This is a genomic window from Mesorhizobium sp. WSM4906 (genome assembly GCF_029674625.1).
GTDB lineage: Bacteria > Pseudomonadota > Alphaproteobacteria > Rhizobiales > Rhizobiaceae > Mesorhizobium.
Genome location: NZ_CP121355.1, coordinates 5,221,554 through 5,235,052, shown reverse-complemented (window position 1 = coordinate 5,235,052; position 13,499 = coordinate 5,221,554). Strand labels below are relative to the sequence as shown.

Here is a 13,499-nt window from a genome sequence, read left to right as displayed (position 1 = left end):
GAACTGGAGAACTGAGGAGCGGGAGAATTGAAGAACTGGAGAACTGAAGAATTGGGGAATTGGAGCATCGGCGGGCCAGGCTTCTCGATTCCTCTGTTCTCCAGTTCTTCAATTCCTCAATTCCTCAATTCCTCAATTCCGTTACCTTTCCTTCGCCTCATGCATCAGCAGCGCCGCTTCCGTCCGATTGCGCACGTTGAGCTTGGCGAGCACCCTGGTCATGTGGTGCTTGACCGTCTTTTCCTGCAGCGACAGCCGGGCGGCGACTTCCTTGTTGCTCAGGCCCTCGGCCACCAGCCTCAGGATTTCGGCCTCGCGGCCGGTAAGCTGGCTGAGCGGATCGGGCTTGCGACCGGTGGGCTGCAACAGGTCGGACAGCAGCCGGGCCGACAGTGTCGGCGATACATAGCTCTGGCCGTTGGCGACGTCGCGCAGGATCTCGGCCAGCGACTTGGAGCCGACGCCCTTCAGCACGTAGCCCCGCGCGCCCGCCTTCAGCGCCTGCGCCACGTCGGCGTTGGTTTCCGAAACCGTCAGCATGACGATCTTCTGCTCGGGGACGGCGGAAAGGATGCTGGCCAGCGCATTGAGGCCGCCGCCCGGCATGCTGATGTCGAGCATCAGGATGTCGGGCGCGCTGGCGCGGACCAGCCTTTCGGCATCTTCGGCGCTGGCGCCTTCGCCTACAAGCTCGAAGCCGCCGATCTCGCCGAGGCTGCGCGCCACGCCCTCGCGGAACAGCGGATGGTCGTCGACAATGGCGATGCGGATGGGTGTGTTCACGGCTGCTCCTCGACAGACAATGTGATTACCAGTCTCGTTCCTCCAGGACCCGAAAGCGTCTCGAATTGTCCGCCGATGCTTTCGATGCGCTCCCTGAGGCCGGCGAGTCCGAGGCCTTCGCTCCTTGCGGGATCGAAGCCCGGTCCGGTGTCCTGCACCTCGACCAGCAGCTTACCGCCCTTCATCGTGGCTCTCACCTGCTGGCCCTTGCCCTTGCCGTGCCTGTAGGCGTTGTTCAGCCCTTCCTGCACGAAACGATAGATACTGATCTTCTCCGAGGTGCCGAGTTCCGGCAAGCGTTCCGGCAGGGTGAGCAGCACCTTGGTGTCGGTGCGGCGCTCATGCTCGGCCACCGCCAGCCGCAATATGTCGGCCACCGCCTGCGTTTCGATCTGCGGCAGCACCAGGCCGTTGCAGATGCCGCGTATCTCACGCATCGCCTCGCCGAGCGTCTTATGGATGCCGGCGATCTCGGCCTCGCGCTGCGGTTTCGGCGTCGACGGATCGACCAGCACCGGGCTGTCCATCCTAAGCGCGGCGAGCGCCACCAGCTGCGCGGGCCCGTCATGCAGGTCGGCGCCGATGCGTCTCAGATACCGCTCGTTGATGGCGGTGGCGCGGCGCGAGGCACGCTGCACGCGCTGGCGCAGCGACGAATTCTGCGCCAGCGCTGTCTGCAGTTCGGCGACCTTGGCCTCCAGCGCCGCGCGCTGTGTCTGGATGGTTCGGCTGCCGCGAAACACGATGCCCGACAAAAGCGCCAGCGAGGCCGCGGTGGCGGCGGCCACCACCAGCCAGCTCCACAACAGGGCGGCGCGCAGCGATTCCTCGAAATCGCCGGACAGTTCGTAGAACTCCGTGACGGCGACGACATCGCCGGACCAAGGCTCGCGCACCGGATTGTAGATCTCGAGCAGCGGCAGGCCGAGCGCCCGTTCCTTATCGTTTTCCTCGTCCTCCAACTGGTTGTATTTGACCATGACGTTGCCGGCGAAGGCGGCGATCAGGTTGGGGTTCGGCTTGAACCGTTTGCCGATGAGGTCGGAATCCTTCGAATAGAGGATCGTGCCGTCGCGTCGCCACAGCTTGAACGACACCAGCCGCTTTCCCAAGGCTCCCTGTCCGAGCGTCTCGTCCAGCGCCCGCTTGACGGTGGAGTCCAACTCCTGGCTCTTGCGCAGGTCAGGCAACAGCGGCGCGATCACGCTGTCGACATAGAGCGCGGTGGTGGTGGCGGAATTATGCATGACGCCTTGGCGGATCTGCGATGTCACCCACAGGCCAACAACCAGCATCACCGCCAGAAGCACGATGCCTCCGGCAATCACGAATTGCCAGGCCAGCGAACGCCCGCTCCAGATTTGCACAAGTCGTTTCAAGATCTCCCTGAGCATACGCATGAATCACCCCGCCGCCGGCAAGGATTATAGGCCAGGCGCGACGATTGTGACACCGACCTTGGTCCGTGCCCATGGCGAAGGTTAACCGGGCGACCGCAGCGCCGACTGGCAAGTTAATAAAGAAACAGCTAATATTGTAGTGACCCGCGGATGCGTTCCGGCGTCGCGGCGATAGCGGCAGCTGGCGTCGAAAGGGACGGCATGCGGATCGCAATGATGGGAGCGGGCGGCATCGGCGGCTATGTCGGCGCAAGGCTCGCCGAGGCAGGGGGCGACGTCAGCTTCATTGCTCGGGGTGCGCATCTTGAAGCAATGCGCCGGAACGGCCTGCGAATTCGGAGCGACACCGGCGACGTCTTCCTGCCCACCGTGTCCGCGAGCGCCGCTCCGGCCGACATCGGCCCCGTCGATCTCGTGATCTTCGCGGTCAAGCTCTACGACAGCGAGACGGCCGCAGCGGCTCTGGGACCGCTGATTGCCGGCAATACCCGCGTCGTGACGTTACAAAACGGCATCGACGGCATCGAGATTCTGCACCGCCATGTTCGCGGCGACAAGGTGATCGGCGGCGCCACCTACCTTTCCGGCTTCATCGGCAAGCCTGGAGAAATCGTCCATGCTGGCGGGCACCGGGATATCCTCGTCGGCGGGCATGGCGACCCCGTCATCCACGAGCTGCAGGCGCTTTGCGATCGAGCCGTCGGGCTCGAGCTGAAGCCGGTCGCCGACATCGACGGCGTGTTGTGGGAAAAGTTCGTGACACTCGCGGCTTTCTCCGGCGGTACCTCGCTCATGCGTTCGGGGATCGGTCCGATCCTGGCCGATGCCGAAGCCCGCATCTTCATCGAGCAATTGCGTGACGAGGGGATGGCGATCGCCGCCGCTGCCGGCCATCCGTTGGCCGAAGGGTTCGAGGACCGTGTCGTCGCGAGGTGGGCCGTGCTCCCTCCACATGTGAAATCGTCGATGGCCAACGACCTCGAAAGAGGCAAGCCCATCGAGGTCGCCTGGCTGTCCGGGCGCATGCACGAATTGGGTATGAAACTGGGCGTGGCGACGCCCGGCCACACCGCGGTGTTCCGCGCCCTGCATCTCTACGCATCGGGTGGGGGTGCTAGAGCAATTCCAGAAAAAGCATGAAAACGGGTTTCCGTCCGGAATTGCGTGAAAACAAAGAGTTAGAGCGGCTCGACGATTCGGTGAGCCAACGGACCGCTCTACCAGGCTCATCGAGGTTCCCAGGAAGGACATCATGGCAAGCGCATCGACCGAAAGCATGCCGGTGACCATGGACACGAAGGTCGCCGGCTCGCAGGACATGTTCAACAGGGAGCTCGACACCTACCGCAGGGTCGTGGGTGCGAACCTCATGTACCATCGCGAGGTCTATGGCCTTCTTCGCGGCCTGCTCGTCGAGCAGGCGCCGGCGTCGTTCCGGTTCCTCGACATTGCCTGTGGGGATGCCAGCGCCTCCGCGGCGATGCTGAGGGCCATGGCGATCGGCAACTATGTCGGCATCGACTTGTCGGAGGCGTCGCTGCGGCTTGCGGCGCAGGCGCTCGACAGCCTTCCCTGTCCCGTCGAGCTGCGTTGCGGTGATTTCGCGCAGGCGATGGCGAAATGGTCGGAGCCGGTCGATGTGATCTGGATCGGCATGTCGCTGCATCATCTGCCGACCGAAGGCAAGGCGAGACTGATGCGGGACGCCCACAGAGCCCTGGGAGGGCTGGGTCTGTTCGCCATCTGGGAGCCGGCTCTCTTCGAGGGAGAGGACCGCGCCGCCTGGCTTGCGCGCTTCTCCCTGCTGCGCGACGAATGGTCGGCCGTTTCCGACGAGGAATTCGCGTCGATGGAAAGGCACATGCTTCTGGCCGATTTCCCGGAAACCGTCGCGACATGGCTTGCGATGGGCAGGGACGCCGGCTTTTCGCACGCGGAGGAGATTTTCATGATGCCCAACAGAATGGGCAGGGTGTTCCGCTACTGGAACTGATGCATGTCGCCCAAAGTGTCCGACTCGAGGTCGACGCGCTTTTCCGCGAAGATGCCGAAGCTGGCTCGTCCTAACCGGCAACGACCCTCACGCCATTACGCGATCTGAAGCTGCTCGACGGAATCCGCGCGCGATATCTCGATCAGCCGCGCCGCGGCCAAGGGCGCCAGGATCACGAGGAACGCCGTGATATGGAGGAAGATCGACCACGCCAGCTCTGTCCCGCTGTGGTCGTAGCAGACAGCAAATTCCATGGCGCTTTACTCCGTTTGAACCCGCGTGCTGCGCATGTGGTTTCATGAACAAGTCGAGCATGATACTGATTTTCATTGAATACAACGGATTGCTAATTTTAATTGAGCGACGCACGACGCCGACCACGACGGCATCGCCTGCGAGCGCTGGTACGCAGGATATGGGGCGAATGCGAGTGGCGTGAGGGTGCACCGTCATCGGCGCATGGGCGGATAGGATCGAGCGATATCCCTTTCGACGATCCATCCGCGGTTGCTCGTCCGAAATAGCCGGCTACGGAACGGCGAAGCTACTTGCGTGGCGGCTCGAACAGCTCGATCGGATTGCCGGCTGGGTCGTCGAGCAGGATCTGCTTGCCGCCGATTCCGGCAACGTGTCATTGCGAAACCGGGCGCCGAAGGCCTTCAAACGGGCGACCTCGTCCTCGATATCCGCAACCTCGATCTGGATCCGGTTCCAGCCGCCGGGTGCCGGCTTGCGGCCGTCGGGCATCGGCTGGGATGCGCCGCCCGGCCCGGTCGTTGCGTTGATCAGCAGTCGAAGGTCGCCTTTGTCCAGCATGGCGAAACTCGGCGCCGGATGCATCACGACGGAGAAGCCGAGCGCTTTCGTGTAGAACGCGATGGCCGCGTCCACATCGTCGACGATGTAGCGGACATTCACTGTTGCCATGGTCTTGCTCCTTTCAGGTCAAAGCAAGGATCATGCTCGCCGCCGCCAGCGAAACGACCACGATCCACGGGGGTGCCCTCCAGACGGTGAGCAGGAGAAAGCCCGCCAGCGCCAGCGCGAAGTCGCCTTGCACGCGGATGGCGCTGGTCCAGACCGGGTTGTAGAGGGCGGCGCCCAGAATTCCGACGACGGCCGCGTTCGCGCCGCGCATCGCCGCCTGGGCCGTCGGCCTTGAGCGAAAGTCGTCCCAGAACGGCAGCGCTCCGACGACCAGCAGCAGCCCGGGCAGGAAGAGCGCGACAAGCGCGATCGTCGCCCCGGCGATGCCGTTCGGCGCCGACCCCATGACCGCTCCGAGATAGGCCGCGAAGGTGAAGAGCGGACCCGGCACCGCCTGGGCGGCGCCATAGCCGGCGAGAAAGGCGTTGTTGTCCACCCAGCCGGGTGCAACGACCTGCGCCTGCAGCAAGGGCAGAACCACATGCCCGCCGCCGAAGACCAGCGAACCCGCGCGATAGAAGGCTGCGAAGAGCGCGATGGCCTGGGCCTGTCCCGCAAGCAGCATCGACAGCGCGAAGAGCAGGGCGAAGGCACCGAGCGCCAGCATGCCGAACGCTTTGGAAACAAGGAAATGCAACTCACCGATCGCCGGTGTGCTTCCGCTTCGGCACAGCCATAATCCGGCAAGGCTTCCAAGAGCGATCGCGGCGATCTGGCCGACGGAGCTGGCCGCGAAAGTTACGATCAGCACTGCCGCAAGCGCGATTGCCGCCCGTTCACGATCCGGCGTGAGGCTCCGCGCCATGCCCCACACCGCTTGCGCGACGACCGCAACGGCCACCACCTTCAGGCCGTGCAACAGGCCGCCCTCGGCCGTTCCCGCGAAAGCGGATGATCCATAGGCGAAGAGAACGAGCAGGATGGCGGAAGGCAGCGTGAAGCCGATCCAGGCGGCCGCCGCGCCCAACGGACCGGCGCGCAGCATTCCGAGCGCAAACGCCACCTGGCTGCTTGCGGGGCCAGGCAGGAACTGGCAGAGCGCCACGATGTCGGCGTAGCCTTCCTCGTCGATCCATTTGCGCCGGAGCACCAATTCGTCGCGGAAATAGCCGAGATGGGCGATCGGCCCGCCGAACGAGCTCACGCCCAGTTTGGTGAAAGCCGCGAGCACCTCCCAGGCCGCGCCGGTCGGGAATGCGGTGACCCGATGTCTCGGTTCAGACGCTGCGTCCTGAGACGACTTCACGAAACAGCTCCCTGATCTTGTCCTGCGCGGCCGCCAGGCCCTCGAGGCCGTGGCGGGTGGCTGTGTAGAGGCGTCGTTGCGACCGGCCTGTCCGCTCGATTCGGGACTCGAGATAGCCCTTGCGCTCCATGGCATGCAGCATCGGATAGAGTGTGCCGGGACTGACGCGGTAACCGTGGCGCGCCAGTTCCTCGATCATCCATTGCCCGTAGAGATCGCCTTCGGCCGCGTGGTGCAGGATGTGAAGCCTTATGAATCCTGCCAGCAGCTCCTGGTGCTGCATCGCCACCGCCAACTCCACACTATCGAGTTTCGATATCGGGAACCGATAATATCCTTGCGAGTTGAGTTTGCAACCGCCGAACGGCCGGCGGGTGGATCAGCAAATGGAAGGAGCGCCCTCATGGCAAGTGAACGCGACAAAGACCCTCGTCACCACACGCACAACATGCAAATCCGGCTGCAGGAGACGATGGACCACCTGCGCCAGGATATCGCCAAGGTGGATGAGCCGCAGTTGAGGGCTATGTTCGAAACCGCCGCCGAGGTGCTGGGCGGGCTGAAAAAGGCGTTCAGCGACTACGAGAAGAAGAACGAGACGGCTTGGCGATGAAACTCAGGCGCAGTCCTTGAGCTCGACCACTTCGACGCCGAGGCGGAAGGCCTGGCCGTCGGCATAGGAACGCGCATATTGCTCGGCCTCGAAGGGGAAGGTCAGCGTGGTGCCGTAGGCGGTGACGCGCACCGTCCACTTCTGGCCCTTGACGAGTTCGACGCCGTGAAGCTTCGCCGTCACCATCTCACCCTCCTCCTCAGTCCGGCATGCTCGCAACGCGACCATAACGTAGCGGAAGTCATTTGAGTACAAATAATCCGACCGAATTATGTCGCTGCCACGTCGATTCCGACATTCGGGCCATCCCTTCCGTGAAATGGATCACGTTCGGCCCGGCTGGAACCCCCGACAGCGCCAGGGGATTAGGGCTATGAAACCGCAGAGGAGCTCGCCATGATCCGCAAGCTGAAGTCCGGCGAATACCGTCTCTATTCGCGTAAGGTGGATCCGAGGGCCGGCAAGCGCCGCAACCTCGGCACCTTCAAGTCGCGCGAGGCCGCCGAGAAGCACGAACGCGAGGTACAGTACTTCAAGCGGCATTAGCGGCCGTCCTGATCGGCAGGTAAGTTCGCAAGGCAGCGTGTCGCTCGTTGCCATATCCTACCCTGGAGGATAGGATATTGTTATGACGATACACAGCTCCCATCCCGACATCATCGCCCGGCTCAAGCGCGCGCATGGCCATCTCGCCGCCGTGCTCGCCATGTTCGAGCAGGGACGCTCCTGCCTCGACCTCGCGCAACAGCTTCATGCCGTCGAAAGCGCGGTCGGCAACGCCAAGCGCGAGCTGATCCACGACCACATGGAGCATTGCCTGGTCGAGGGCGGCGAGCCCACCAGGGACACGCTCAAGGAGCTGAAGCAGCTCACCAAATATCTGTGAGGCCGCCATGCGGGAAAAGCTTCTGGACTGGTTCGGCTTCGGTCTGCATGGGCACGACCATGGCGGGCACGGCCATGATCATCATGGCCCGCACGGCCACACCCACGGCGTGATCGACGCCACGATCGCCACCACCGACCGCGGCATATGGGCGATCAAATGGTCGTTCGTCATCCTGGCGATCACGGCCGCCTTGCAGGTTGTCGTCGTCGTGTTTTCGGGCAGCGTGGCGCTGCTTGCCGACACCATCCACAACGTCGCCGACGCGACCACCGCCATCCCGCTTTGGATCGCCTTCGTGCTGGCGCGCCGCAAGCCGACCCGCACCTTCACCTACGGCCTCGGCCGGGTGGAGGATTTGGCCGGCATCGTCATCGTGCTCATCATCCTGGCGAGCGCGATTGTCGCCGGATACGAGGCGATGGACCGCCTGCTCGATCCCCAGCCGGTGCGGTTCCTCGGCTGGCTCGCGGCTGCCGGCGTCATAGGCTTCCTCGGCAACGAGGCGGTGGCCGTGTTCCGCATCCGCGTCGGCCGCGAGATCAACAGCGCCGCGCTGATCGCCGACGGCTATCACGCTCGCACCGACGGATTGACCAGCCTCGCCGTCGTCGCAGGCGCGATCGGCGTCTGGCTCGGCTTTCCGCTGGCGGACCCGATCATCGGCCTCATCATCACAGCCGCCATCTTCGGCATCGTCTGGCAGTCGGCGCGCTCTGTGCTGACCCGCATGCTCGACGGGGTGGAGCCCGGATTGGTCGACGAGATCCATCACGCTGCCGAACATGTCGCGGGCATCGAGAAGGTGACCGAGGCGAAGGCCCGTTGGCTCGGCCACAAGCTGCATGTCGACGTGGCGATCGCGGTCAATGACGGGCTGCTGCTCGCCGCCGCGAACAACATCGCCGCATTGCTGAAAGCAGAGCTTTTCGCACACATTCCGGCGCTCGACGTCGCCACGGTCCGTTTCGCCGAGTCGAGCGCCGAAGGTGCCCACCATCACGCGCCCGACCCGTTCCTGGTATCGGGCAAGCTCGCCAGCGGGCTGCTGGAGATCGTCGACACGCCGCAGGGCGAGCGCATGCGCCTGCGCCTGTCGCGCCACGCCGAGGGCCTGCAGGCGAACGTCGCCATCGAGCGGCCGGGCGGTACGGTCGAGCGCCTGCCGCTGTCGCCGGTCGGCGGCGACCACCACTACCTGCAGAGCCTGGCCGCCCCGGCCGAACCGCACGAATTCAGCGCCAGGCTGCAGCTTTCGGCCGGCGCCGACAGCGAGGATCTGCCCTTCGCCATGGTGGAGCCCGAAGGTCATCACCACGAGCACGTGCATTGAAGAAAGGGCGTCTGCTCGGCGGCCTGTTGTCGCCGTTGACTTCGGGCAGCAACGTGTGCGGAAACGGGACCAGCCGGCCGGTCGCGATTAGAAAACGCTAACGGAACGGAAACGCCTCGCTGCTATGGTTCTACGTTGCGGCAGGGGAGGCTGAACCCCGCCGAGGAACTTCGGGACGAGTATACCATGGCCACTTTTCCCCATGTCGAGCGTCGCCTTTATGCGCGAGAGTTCGTGCTGAAGGAGGCGACCATCGTCACCGGCGACGCCAGCATCAGGTGCTCCATCCGCAACCAGCATGAGCATGGCGCCGAGCTGCGCGTCGGCGCGCAGGTGGAGCTGCCGGACCGCTTCACGCTCATTGTTCCCGACGACGATGCCGTCTATCGCGCCGTGGTGCGCTGGCGGCGCAACGAGCGCGTCGGCGTGCAGGTCTACAGCAATTCGATGAAGGGCTGACGCCCAACTCCTATTTTTCGGCCGAGGACGATTTGGTTTATGTTCCCGGAGGTATCCCGCGCCTCCGCCCGGGACCTGATCAAAAATAGCGGCGCACGCTCGCCCTGTAGGTGCGGTAGGGCTCGCCGAACTTGCGCTCCAGATAGGCCTCCTCGCGCAGCACCACGCCGGAATGCAGGATGAGGAACACCGGAACGAGAGCGAGCACGCCCCACCAGGTGTCGAAGATGAGGCCGATCCCCAGGAGCAGGCCCATCAGGCCGACATAGAGCGGGTTGCGGCTGAAGCCGAACGGGCCGCCGGTGACGATCGCCAGCGTCGGTTTCGTCGGATCGATATTGGTGCCGCCGCGCTGCATCGTCATGCGCCCCCAGGCGATGACGGCGATCGCAAGGGCCGCCAGCACGATGCCCAGCACCATGGTCAGCGGCCTGCCGCCGATAGCGAGCGGCCAGACATAGCGCAGCGCCAGCATCAGGATCAGCGCCACGAGGAACAGCAGCGGTGGGAACACCGCGACGCCGGGACTGTCCTTCTCGCCGTTCATGGCCATTTCCGCCGGTCCGAACCTAAATTTGGAGCTTCGTCGGAGGTTCACGAAGCTTCATCCGTTCGTCATGTTCATGCCGCATATTAGCGACACCGAATACGTTGATCCGATCGGCTCCCAGAAGACCTCCTGCCCGGTTTCGACCGGGCTTTTTTCTAGCTGTCAGCCGTCTCCAGCTTGGATCGTATCGAGCCGATGGCTTTTTCGATGGCCTCGGCGGCTTGCAGATCCAAAGCAATGTCCAACAGGCCTTCCGTTGTCCGGATCGAGAGGATGCCTATGTGCCCCTTCTCGTCCTTGAATGTGCCGACATGGATTTCGGTTGGCACGAAAGGGGGCGCCTTGTCCCTGCGATTCATCGTTCACCTATGTTGACTGGGACGGACGACAATCGCGCAAACCGCTCACCCGTTCAAGCGGGCTTAGGTTGTATCCGTGTCAGCCGATGTCGGCTGTTCGCCGACAATCGGCGTCGCCAACTGGGTTTTTGGATGGCGCGGGCGCTTTGCAGGCACATGCCGGCTGCACGCGGCATGCCCCGCTAGCAACAGCCGCTCGCGCCGCAGCACGACGCGCCGGCAGCTTTCTGTTCTTCCAGCCAGCGGTCGCGCGGCTTGCAGCTTGCCGGCCGTGGTGACAGCTCGACCTCGACGATATCGCCAACCAATGCCGGTTGGGCCGCCCGGTGAAGTTCCATCGGCCGGATGCCGTCGCTGACTTCGAAGGTCAACTTGGCCGACGGGTCGAGGGCCACATGGTCGGCCACCTTGCGGATGATGGCAACGAACTTGCCGGCCGCCATATGGACCGGCCCGCCTTCGTCGACGTCCCACAGCTGCACGAAAATCTCCGACCAGGCTTCCGGATTGGCGCCGCAATCGAGCGCCGAGAACTGTCCCGCCTTAACCTCGGTCACGTGATAGCCCGACTTTACCGGCCGGCCGTCATAGCGGAACACCAGCGGTTTTTCCGTGTGGTCGGCCAGCGCGTCGAGCAGATCGCCGATGGTGAGATCCGATGGGTCCATGGCAAGGGCAGGTGCTATTTTACGGTTGTCAGGAGAGAGCATGTCGGCTATTCCTCATTTCAACATTTCAAGGATTATTGAAATATGGATGAACGTCAAGCCCTGACCGCCTTTGGCGCGCTGTCGCAGGAGACCCGGCTGCAGCTGCTGCGATTGCTGGTCGTCGCGGGGCCGGAAGGCATCGCCGCCGGCTCGCTCGCCGAACAGGTCGCGGTTTCGCCGTCCAATGTCAGCTTCCATCTCAAGGAGCTGGAGCGCGCCGGCCTGGTGAGCGCGCGGCGTGACGCGCGCTCGATCGTCTACAGCGCCGAATACGATGCGCTGTCCGGCCTGATCCGCTTCCTGATGGAGGATTGCTGCTCCGGCCGGCCGGAAATCTGCGCGCCGGCGCTTGCTGCACCCTGCTGCCTGCCGGGCGAGGGGACCCGGCAATGATATCCTTCGATCTTCCGCGCCGGGTTGTCGCCGAAGCGCTGGGCACCGGTCTCCTTGTCGCGACCGTGGTCGGCTCCGGCATCATGGCCGAGACGCTGACGCGTGATGTGGCGCTGGCGCTGCTCGGCAACACGCTCGCCACCGGCGCCATGCTGGTGGTCTTGATCACCATTCTCGGGCCGATCTCCGGCGCGCATTTCAATCCGGCGGTCTCGCTGGTGTTCTGCCTCAACCGGACGCTGCCGCCCCGCGATTTCGCCGCCTATCTGGCCGCGCAGGTCGTCGGCGGCATCGCCGGCACCGTCGCGGCGCATCTCATGTTTTCCCTGCCGGTTCTGGAAGTCGCGACGAAGCTCCGTGCCGGACCCGCGCAGTGGTTCTCCGAAGCGGTCGCGACCTTCGGGCTGGTCGCGGTCATTCTCTCAGGCCTCCGGTTCGAACAACGCGCCGTGCCTTGGCTGGTTGGCCTCTACATCACCGCTGCCTATTGGTTCACCGCCTCCACTTCTTTCGCCAATCCGGCGGTCGCGCTGGCGCGCTCGCTCACCGACACCTTTTCCGGCATCAGGCCGGCCGATCTGCCGGGCTTCATCGTTGCCGAGCTGCTCGGCGCCTTGATCGCATCGGCGCTGATGGGCTGGCTGCTGAGGCCTGAAATCGTTCAGCAATCCGAACCACTGAAAGCCAAACCATGACGGTCACGATCTATCACAATCCCGCCTGCGGCACCTCGCGCAACACGCTCGCCATGATCCGCGCCAGCGGCGAGGAGCCGGTGGTGATCGAATATCTGAAGACGCCGCCGAGCCGCGAACGGCTGCTCGAGCTGATCACGGCGATGGGCATCACCCCGCGCGAACTGCTGAGGGAGAAGGGAACGCCTTATGCGGAACTTGGCCTCGCCGACCCGAAATGGAGCGACGACCAATTGATCGATTTCATGCTCTCCCATCCGATTCTGATCAACCGGCCCATAGTCGAAACGCCGAAGGGCACGAGGCTCTGCCGGCCGTCGGAGGCGGTGCTTCCGCTGCTCGACAATCCCGTGCGCGAATTCGTCAAGGAAGATGGCGAGAAGGTCGCCTATATGCCTAGATCAGGGTCTGTTGAGATTCAGGTCAGGCCGCGCCGAAAATGATGGTTTCCGAGAACCGGCCTACGCCGGCCGTAGCCTTCAAAGAGCGGAGACACTGTTGAGGGCTTCGGCCGGCGAAGGCCGGAGCGGAGCGTACCCAAAGTACGTGAGCACCGGAAGCGCAGGAAGCCGCCATTTGTAGGCCGGCCTCACCTGAATCTCAACAGACCCCTAGAGCGCCAGATGCTTCATGAAGTAGATCGAGGCTCGTGGTTTGCCGAACGGATCGACGAAGTGATGCGGCACGACACCGACTTCCCGCCAGTTCATGCGCCGATAGAGCCGCTCGCTTGCTCCGCCCTCGGCGGTGTCGAGAAGGAGCAGGGAGCGCTTTCTCTTCCTTGCCTCGTCTTCGATGAATGCCATGAGCGCCGAACCGATCCCTTGCCGCTGGAAGCCCCGGTGCACGAGAAGCTTGTAGACTTCCGCCCGGTGCAGGGCGTTCGGTTCCGGCGACAAATAGAGCTGGACGGTGCCGACCAGCTTGTCATCGACATAGGCGCAGATGAGCAGGCGGTCTCCGTCCGCCAGGGAGCCGAAGAGGCCCCGCCAATAAGCCTGCGCCTGCTCGGCGCCGAACGGCAGTACGAAGCCGACCAGCGCGCCGTCCTCGATGGTCTGCATCAAGATCTCGGCAAGAGCGCCGAGTTGAGCCGTTGCCTCGGTCTCGTCGATCACCGCGATGCGCATACGCTGCCCCTTTTAGGCATGA

At 63.9% G+C, this 13,499-nt stretch carries 20 protein-coding genes and 1 pseudogene; 10 read left to right on the top strand and 11 right to left on the bottom strand.

The window, feature by feature from the left end:
• Window positions 1-141: 141 nt before the first annotated feature.
• Together QAZ22_RS25320 and QAZ22_RS25315 are read right to left on the bottom strand one after the other, a co-directional pair.
• A complete protein-coding gene (locus tag QAZ22_RS25320; RefSeq protein ID WP_278203446.1) occupies window positions 142-783 on the bottom strand; it encodes a response regulator transcription factor in 642 nt (213 codons plus the stop codon).
• Window positions 780-2,177 carry a sensor histidine kinase gene (locus QAZ22_RS25315; RefSeq protein ID WP_278207939.1) on the bottom strand — a complete coding sequence of 466 codons (1,398 nt, stop codon included), beginning with the start codon at window positions 2,175-2,177 and terminating at the stop codon, window positions 780-782. Before QAZ22_RS25315 ends, QAZ22_RS25320 begins: the two co-directional genes overlap by 4 nt.
• Before the next feature lie 207 nt (window positions 2,178-2,384).
• Between QAZ22_RS25315 and QAZ22_RS25310 the strand changes: the two genes are divergently transcribed.
• Window positions 2,385-3,323, top strand: a complete 939-nt coding sequence (locus tag QAZ22_RS25310; RefSeq protein WP_278203445.1) for a 2-dehydropantoate 2-reductase — start codon at window positions 2,385-2,387, stop codon at window positions 3,321-3,323.
• A gap of 112 nt (window positions 3,324-3,435) precedes the next feature.
• Window positions 3,436-4,176: a class I SAM-dependent methyltransferase gene (locus QAZ22_RS25305; protein WP_278203444.1), complete on the top strand. Its 741-nt coding sequence runs from the start codon at window positions 3,436-3,438 to the stop codon at window positions 4,174-4,176.
• Between the two features lie 95 nt (window positions 4,177-4,271).
• On the opposite strand, the gene QAZ22_RS25300 is transcribed toward QAZ22_RS25305, so the two are convergent.
• The 4 genes and pseudogenes from QAZ22_RS25300 to QAZ22_RS25285 all read right to left on the bottom strand — a co-directional run bounded on the left by QAZ22_RS25300 (window position 4,272) and on the right by QAZ22_RS25285 (window position 6,632).
• The gene (locus tag QAZ22_RS25300; RefSeq protein WP_278203443.1) at window positions 4,272-4,430 is read right to left on the bottom strand and encodes a hypothetical protein; all 159 of its coding nucleotides are present in this window, start codon (window positions 4,428-4,430) and stop codon (window positions 4,272-4,274) included.
• Window positions 4,431-4,720: 290 nt separating this feature from the next.
• A pseudogene (locus QAZ22_RS25295) lies at window positions 4,721-5,103 on the bottom strand (VOC family protein).
• A gap of 13 nt (window positions 5,104-5,116) precedes the next feature.
• Complete coding sequence (gene chrA / locus QAZ22_RS25290; protein WP_278207938.1) at window positions 5,117-6,274, bottom strand: chromate efflux transporter; 1,158 nt, start codon at window positions 6,272-6,274, stop codon at window positions 5,117-5,119.
• A gap of 46 nt (window positions 6,275-6,320) precedes the next feature.
• Complete coding sequence (locus QAZ22_RS25285; protein ID WP_278076817.1) at window positions 6,321-6,632, bottom strand: PadR family transcriptional regulator; 312 nt, start codon at window positions 6,630-6,632, stop codon at window positions 6,321-6,323.
• A gap of 120 nt (window positions 6,633-6,752) precedes the next feature.
• Between QAZ22_RS25285 and QAZ22_RS25280 the strand changes: the two genes are divergently transcribed.
• Window positions 6,753-6,962, top strand: a complete 210-nt coding sequence (locus tag QAZ22_RS25280; protein ID WP_278076816.1) for a hypothetical protein — start codon at window positions 6,753-6,755, stop codon at window positions 6,960-6,962.
• Between the two features lie 3 nt (window positions 6,963-6,965).
• Here the strand turns inward: QAZ22_RS25280 and QAZ22_RS25275 are convergent, their stop codons facing one another.
• On the bottom strand, window positions 6,966-7,148 hold the full coding sequence (locus QAZ22_RS25275) for a hypothetical protein (RefSeq protein WP_210324999.1): 183 nt from the start codon (window positions 7,146-7,148) through the stop codon (window positions 6,966-6,968).
• Between the two features lie 210 nt (window positions 7,149-7,358).
• Here QAZ22_RS25275 and QAZ22_RS25270 point away from each other — a divergent pair, with 210 nt between their 5' ends.
• From QAZ22_RS25270 to QAZ22_RS25255, 4 genes are all read left to right on the top strand, one after another.
• On the top strand, window positions 7,359-7,508 hold the full coding sequence (locus tag QAZ22_RS25270) for a hypothetical protein (RefSeq protein WP_278203442.1): 150 nt from the start codon (window positions 7,359-7,361) through the stop codon (window positions 7,506-7,508).
• An 82-nt stretch (window positions 7,509-7,590) separates the two neighbouring features.
• Window positions 7,591-7,848 (top strand): metal-sensing transcriptional repressor, encoded by a 258-nt coding sequence (locus tag QAZ22_RS25265; protein WP_071036188.1) that lies wholly within the window; start codon window positions 7,591-7,593, stop codon window positions 7,846-7,848.
• Window positions 7,849-7,855: 7 nt separating this feature from the next.
• Window positions 7,856-9,181, top strand: a complete 1,326-nt coding sequence (locus QAZ22_RS25260) for a cation diffusion facilitator family transporter (protein WP_278203441.1) — start codon at window positions 7,856-7,858, stop codon at window positions 9,179-9,181.
• Between the two features lie 186 nt (window positions 9,182-9,367).
• Window positions 9,368-9,640, top strand: coding sequence for a PilZ domain-containing protein (locus QAZ22_RS25255; RefSeq protein ID WP_278076812.1), 273 nt, complete (start codon window positions 9,368-9,370; stop codon window positions 9,638-9,640).
• A 79-nt stretch (window positions 9,641-9,719) separates the two neighbouring features.
• On the opposite strand, the gene QAZ22_RS25250 is transcribed toward QAZ22_RS25255, so the two are convergent.
• The 3 genes from QAZ22_RS25250 to QAZ22_RS25240 all read right to left on the bottom strand — a co-directional run bounded on the left by QAZ22_RS25250 (window position 9,720) and on the right by QAZ22_RS25240 (window position 11,259).
• Window positions 9,720-10,187, bottom strand: coding sequence for an isoprenylcysteine carboxylmethyltransferase family protein (locus QAZ22_RS25250; protein WP_278203440.1), 468 nt, complete (start codon window positions 10,185-10,187; stop codon window positions 9,720-9,722).
• 158 nt (window positions 10,188-10,345) lie between these two features.
• Window positions 10,346-10,519 (bottom strand): hypothetical protein, encoded by a 174-nt coding sequence (locus tag QAZ22_RS25245; protein WP_278203439.1) that lies wholly within the window; start codon window positions 10,517-10,519, stop codon window positions 10,346-10,348.
• 212 nt (window positions 10,520-10,731) lie between these two features.
• Window positions 10,732-11,259 carry a DUF6428 family protein gene (locus QAZ22_RS25240; RefSeq protein ID WP_278203438.1) on the bottom strand — a complete coding sequence of 176 codons (528 nt, stop codon included), beginning with the start codon at window positions 11,257-11,259 and terminating at the stop codon, window positions 10,732-10,734.
• Between the two features lie 42 nt (window positions 11,260-11,301).
• On the opposite strand from QAZ22_RS25240, the gene QAZ22_RS25235 reads away from it, so the two are divergent.
• Genes QAZ22_RS25235 through arsC form a run of 3 tightly spaced genes read left to right on the top strand, consistent with a single transcriptional unit; the run spans window position 11,302 to window position 12,790 of the window.
• Complete coding sequence (locus QAZ22_RS25235) at window positions 11,302-11,652, top strand: metalloregulator ArsR/SmtB family transcription factor (RefSeq protein WP_278203437.1); 351 nt, start codon at window positions 11,302-11,304, stop codon at window positions 11,650-11,652.
• A complete protein-coding gene (locus QAZ22_RS25230) occupies window positions 11,649-12,347 on the top strand; it encodes an MIP/aquaporin family protein (RefSeq protein ID WP_278203436.1) in 699 nt (232 codons plus the stop codon). The genes QAZ22_RS25235 and QAZ22_RS25230 overlap by 4 nt, the downstream gene beginning before the upstream one ends.
• Window positions 12,344-12,790, top strand: a complete 447-nt coding sequence (gene arsC, locus QAZ22_RS25225; protein WP_278203435.1) for an arsenate reductase (glutaredoxin) — start codon at window positions 12,344-12,346, stop codon at window positions 12,788-12,790. The genes QAZ22_RS25230 and arsC overlap by 4 nt, the downstream gene beginning before the upstream one ends.
• 168 nt (window positions 12,791-12,958) lie before the next feature.
• On the opposite strand, the gene QAZ22_RS25220 is transcribed toward arsC, so the two are convergent.
• Window positions 12,959-13,477 carry a GNAT family N-acetyltransferase gene (locus QAZ22_RS25220; RefSeq protein ID WP_278203434.1) on the bottom strand — a complete coding sequence of 173 codons (519 nt, stop codon included), beginning with the start codon at window positions 13,475-13,477 and terminating at the stop codon, window positions 12,959-12,961.
• Between the last annotated feature and the right edge of the window lie 22 nt (window positions 13,478-13,499).

Excerpts from the sequence above, each read along its gene's own strand:
- QAZ22_RS25310 (WP_278203445.1), top strand. The coding sequence starts at position 2,385 with ATGCGGATCGCAATGATGGGAGCGGGCGGCATCGGCGGCTATGTCGGC.
- QAZ22_RS25275 (WP_210324999.1), bottom strand. The coding sequence starts at position 7,148 with ATGGTGACGGCGAAGCTTCACGGCGTCGAACTCGTCAAGGGCCAGAAG.
- QAZ22_RS25260 (WP_278203441.1), top strand. The coding sequence starts at position 7,856 with ATGCGGGAAAAGCTTCTGGACTGGTTCGGCTTCGGTCTGCATGGGCAC.
- QAZ22_RS25250 (WP_278203440.1), bottom strand. The coding sequence starts at position 10,187 with ATGAACGGCGAGAAGGACAGTCCCGGCGTCGCGGTGTTCCCACCGCTG.
- QAZ22_RS25230 (WP_278203436.1), top strand. The coding sequence starts at position 11,649 with ATGATATCCTTCGATCTTCCGCGCCGGGTTGTCGCCGAAGCGCTGGGC.
- QAZ22_RS25240 (WP_278203438.1), bottom strand. The coding sequence starts at position 11,259 with ATGCTCTCTCCTGACAACCGTAAAATAGCACCTGCCCTTGCCATGGAC.
- QAZ22_RS25220 (WP_278203434.1), bottom strand. The coding sequence starts at position 13,477 with ATGCGCATCGCGGTGATCGACGAGACCGAGGCAACGGCTCAACTCGGC.
- QAZ22_RS25300 (WP_278203443.1), bottom strand. The coding sequence starts at position 4,430 with ATGGAATTTGCTGTCTGCTACGACCACAGCGGGACAGAGCTGGCGTGG.
- QAZ22_RS25280 (WP_278076816.1), top strand. The coding sequence starts at position 6,753 with ATGGCAAGTGAACGCGACAAAGACCCTCGTCACCACACGCACAACATG.
- QAZ22_RS25315 (WP_278207939.1), bottom strand. The coding sequence starts at position 2,177 with ATGCTCAGGGAGATCTTGAAACGACTTGTGCAAATCTGGAGCGGGCGT.
- QAZ22_RS25270 (WP_278203442.1), top strand. The coding sequence starts at position 7,359 with ATGATCCGCAAGCTGAAGTCCGGCGAATACCGTCTCTATTCGCGTAAG.
- QAZ22_RS25285 (WP_278076817.1), bottom strand. The coding sequence starts at position 6,632 with ATGCAGCACCAGGAGCTGCTGGCAGGATTCATAAGGCTTCACATCCTG.
- QAZ22_RS25265 (WP_071036188.1), top strand. The coding sequence starts at position 7,591 with ATGACGATACACAGCTCCCATCCCGACATCATCGCCCGGCTCAAGCGC.
- QAZ22_RS25255 (WP_278076812.1), top strand. The coding sequence starts at position 9,368 with ATGGCCACTTTTCCCCATGTCGAGCGTCGCCTTTATGCGCGAGAGTTC.
- QAZ22_RS25305 (WP_278203444.1), top strand. The coding sequence starts at position 3,436 with ATGGCAAGCGCATCGACCGAAAGCATGCCGGTGACCATGGACACGAAG.
- QAZ22_RS25235 (WP_278203437.1), top strand. The coding sequence starts at position 11,302 with ATGGATGAACGTCAAGCCCTGACCGCCTTTGGCGCGCTGTCGCAGGAG.
- arsC (WP_278203435.1), top strand. The coding sequence starts at position 12,344 with ATGACGGTCACGATCTATCACAATCCCGCCTGCGGCACCTCGCGCAAC.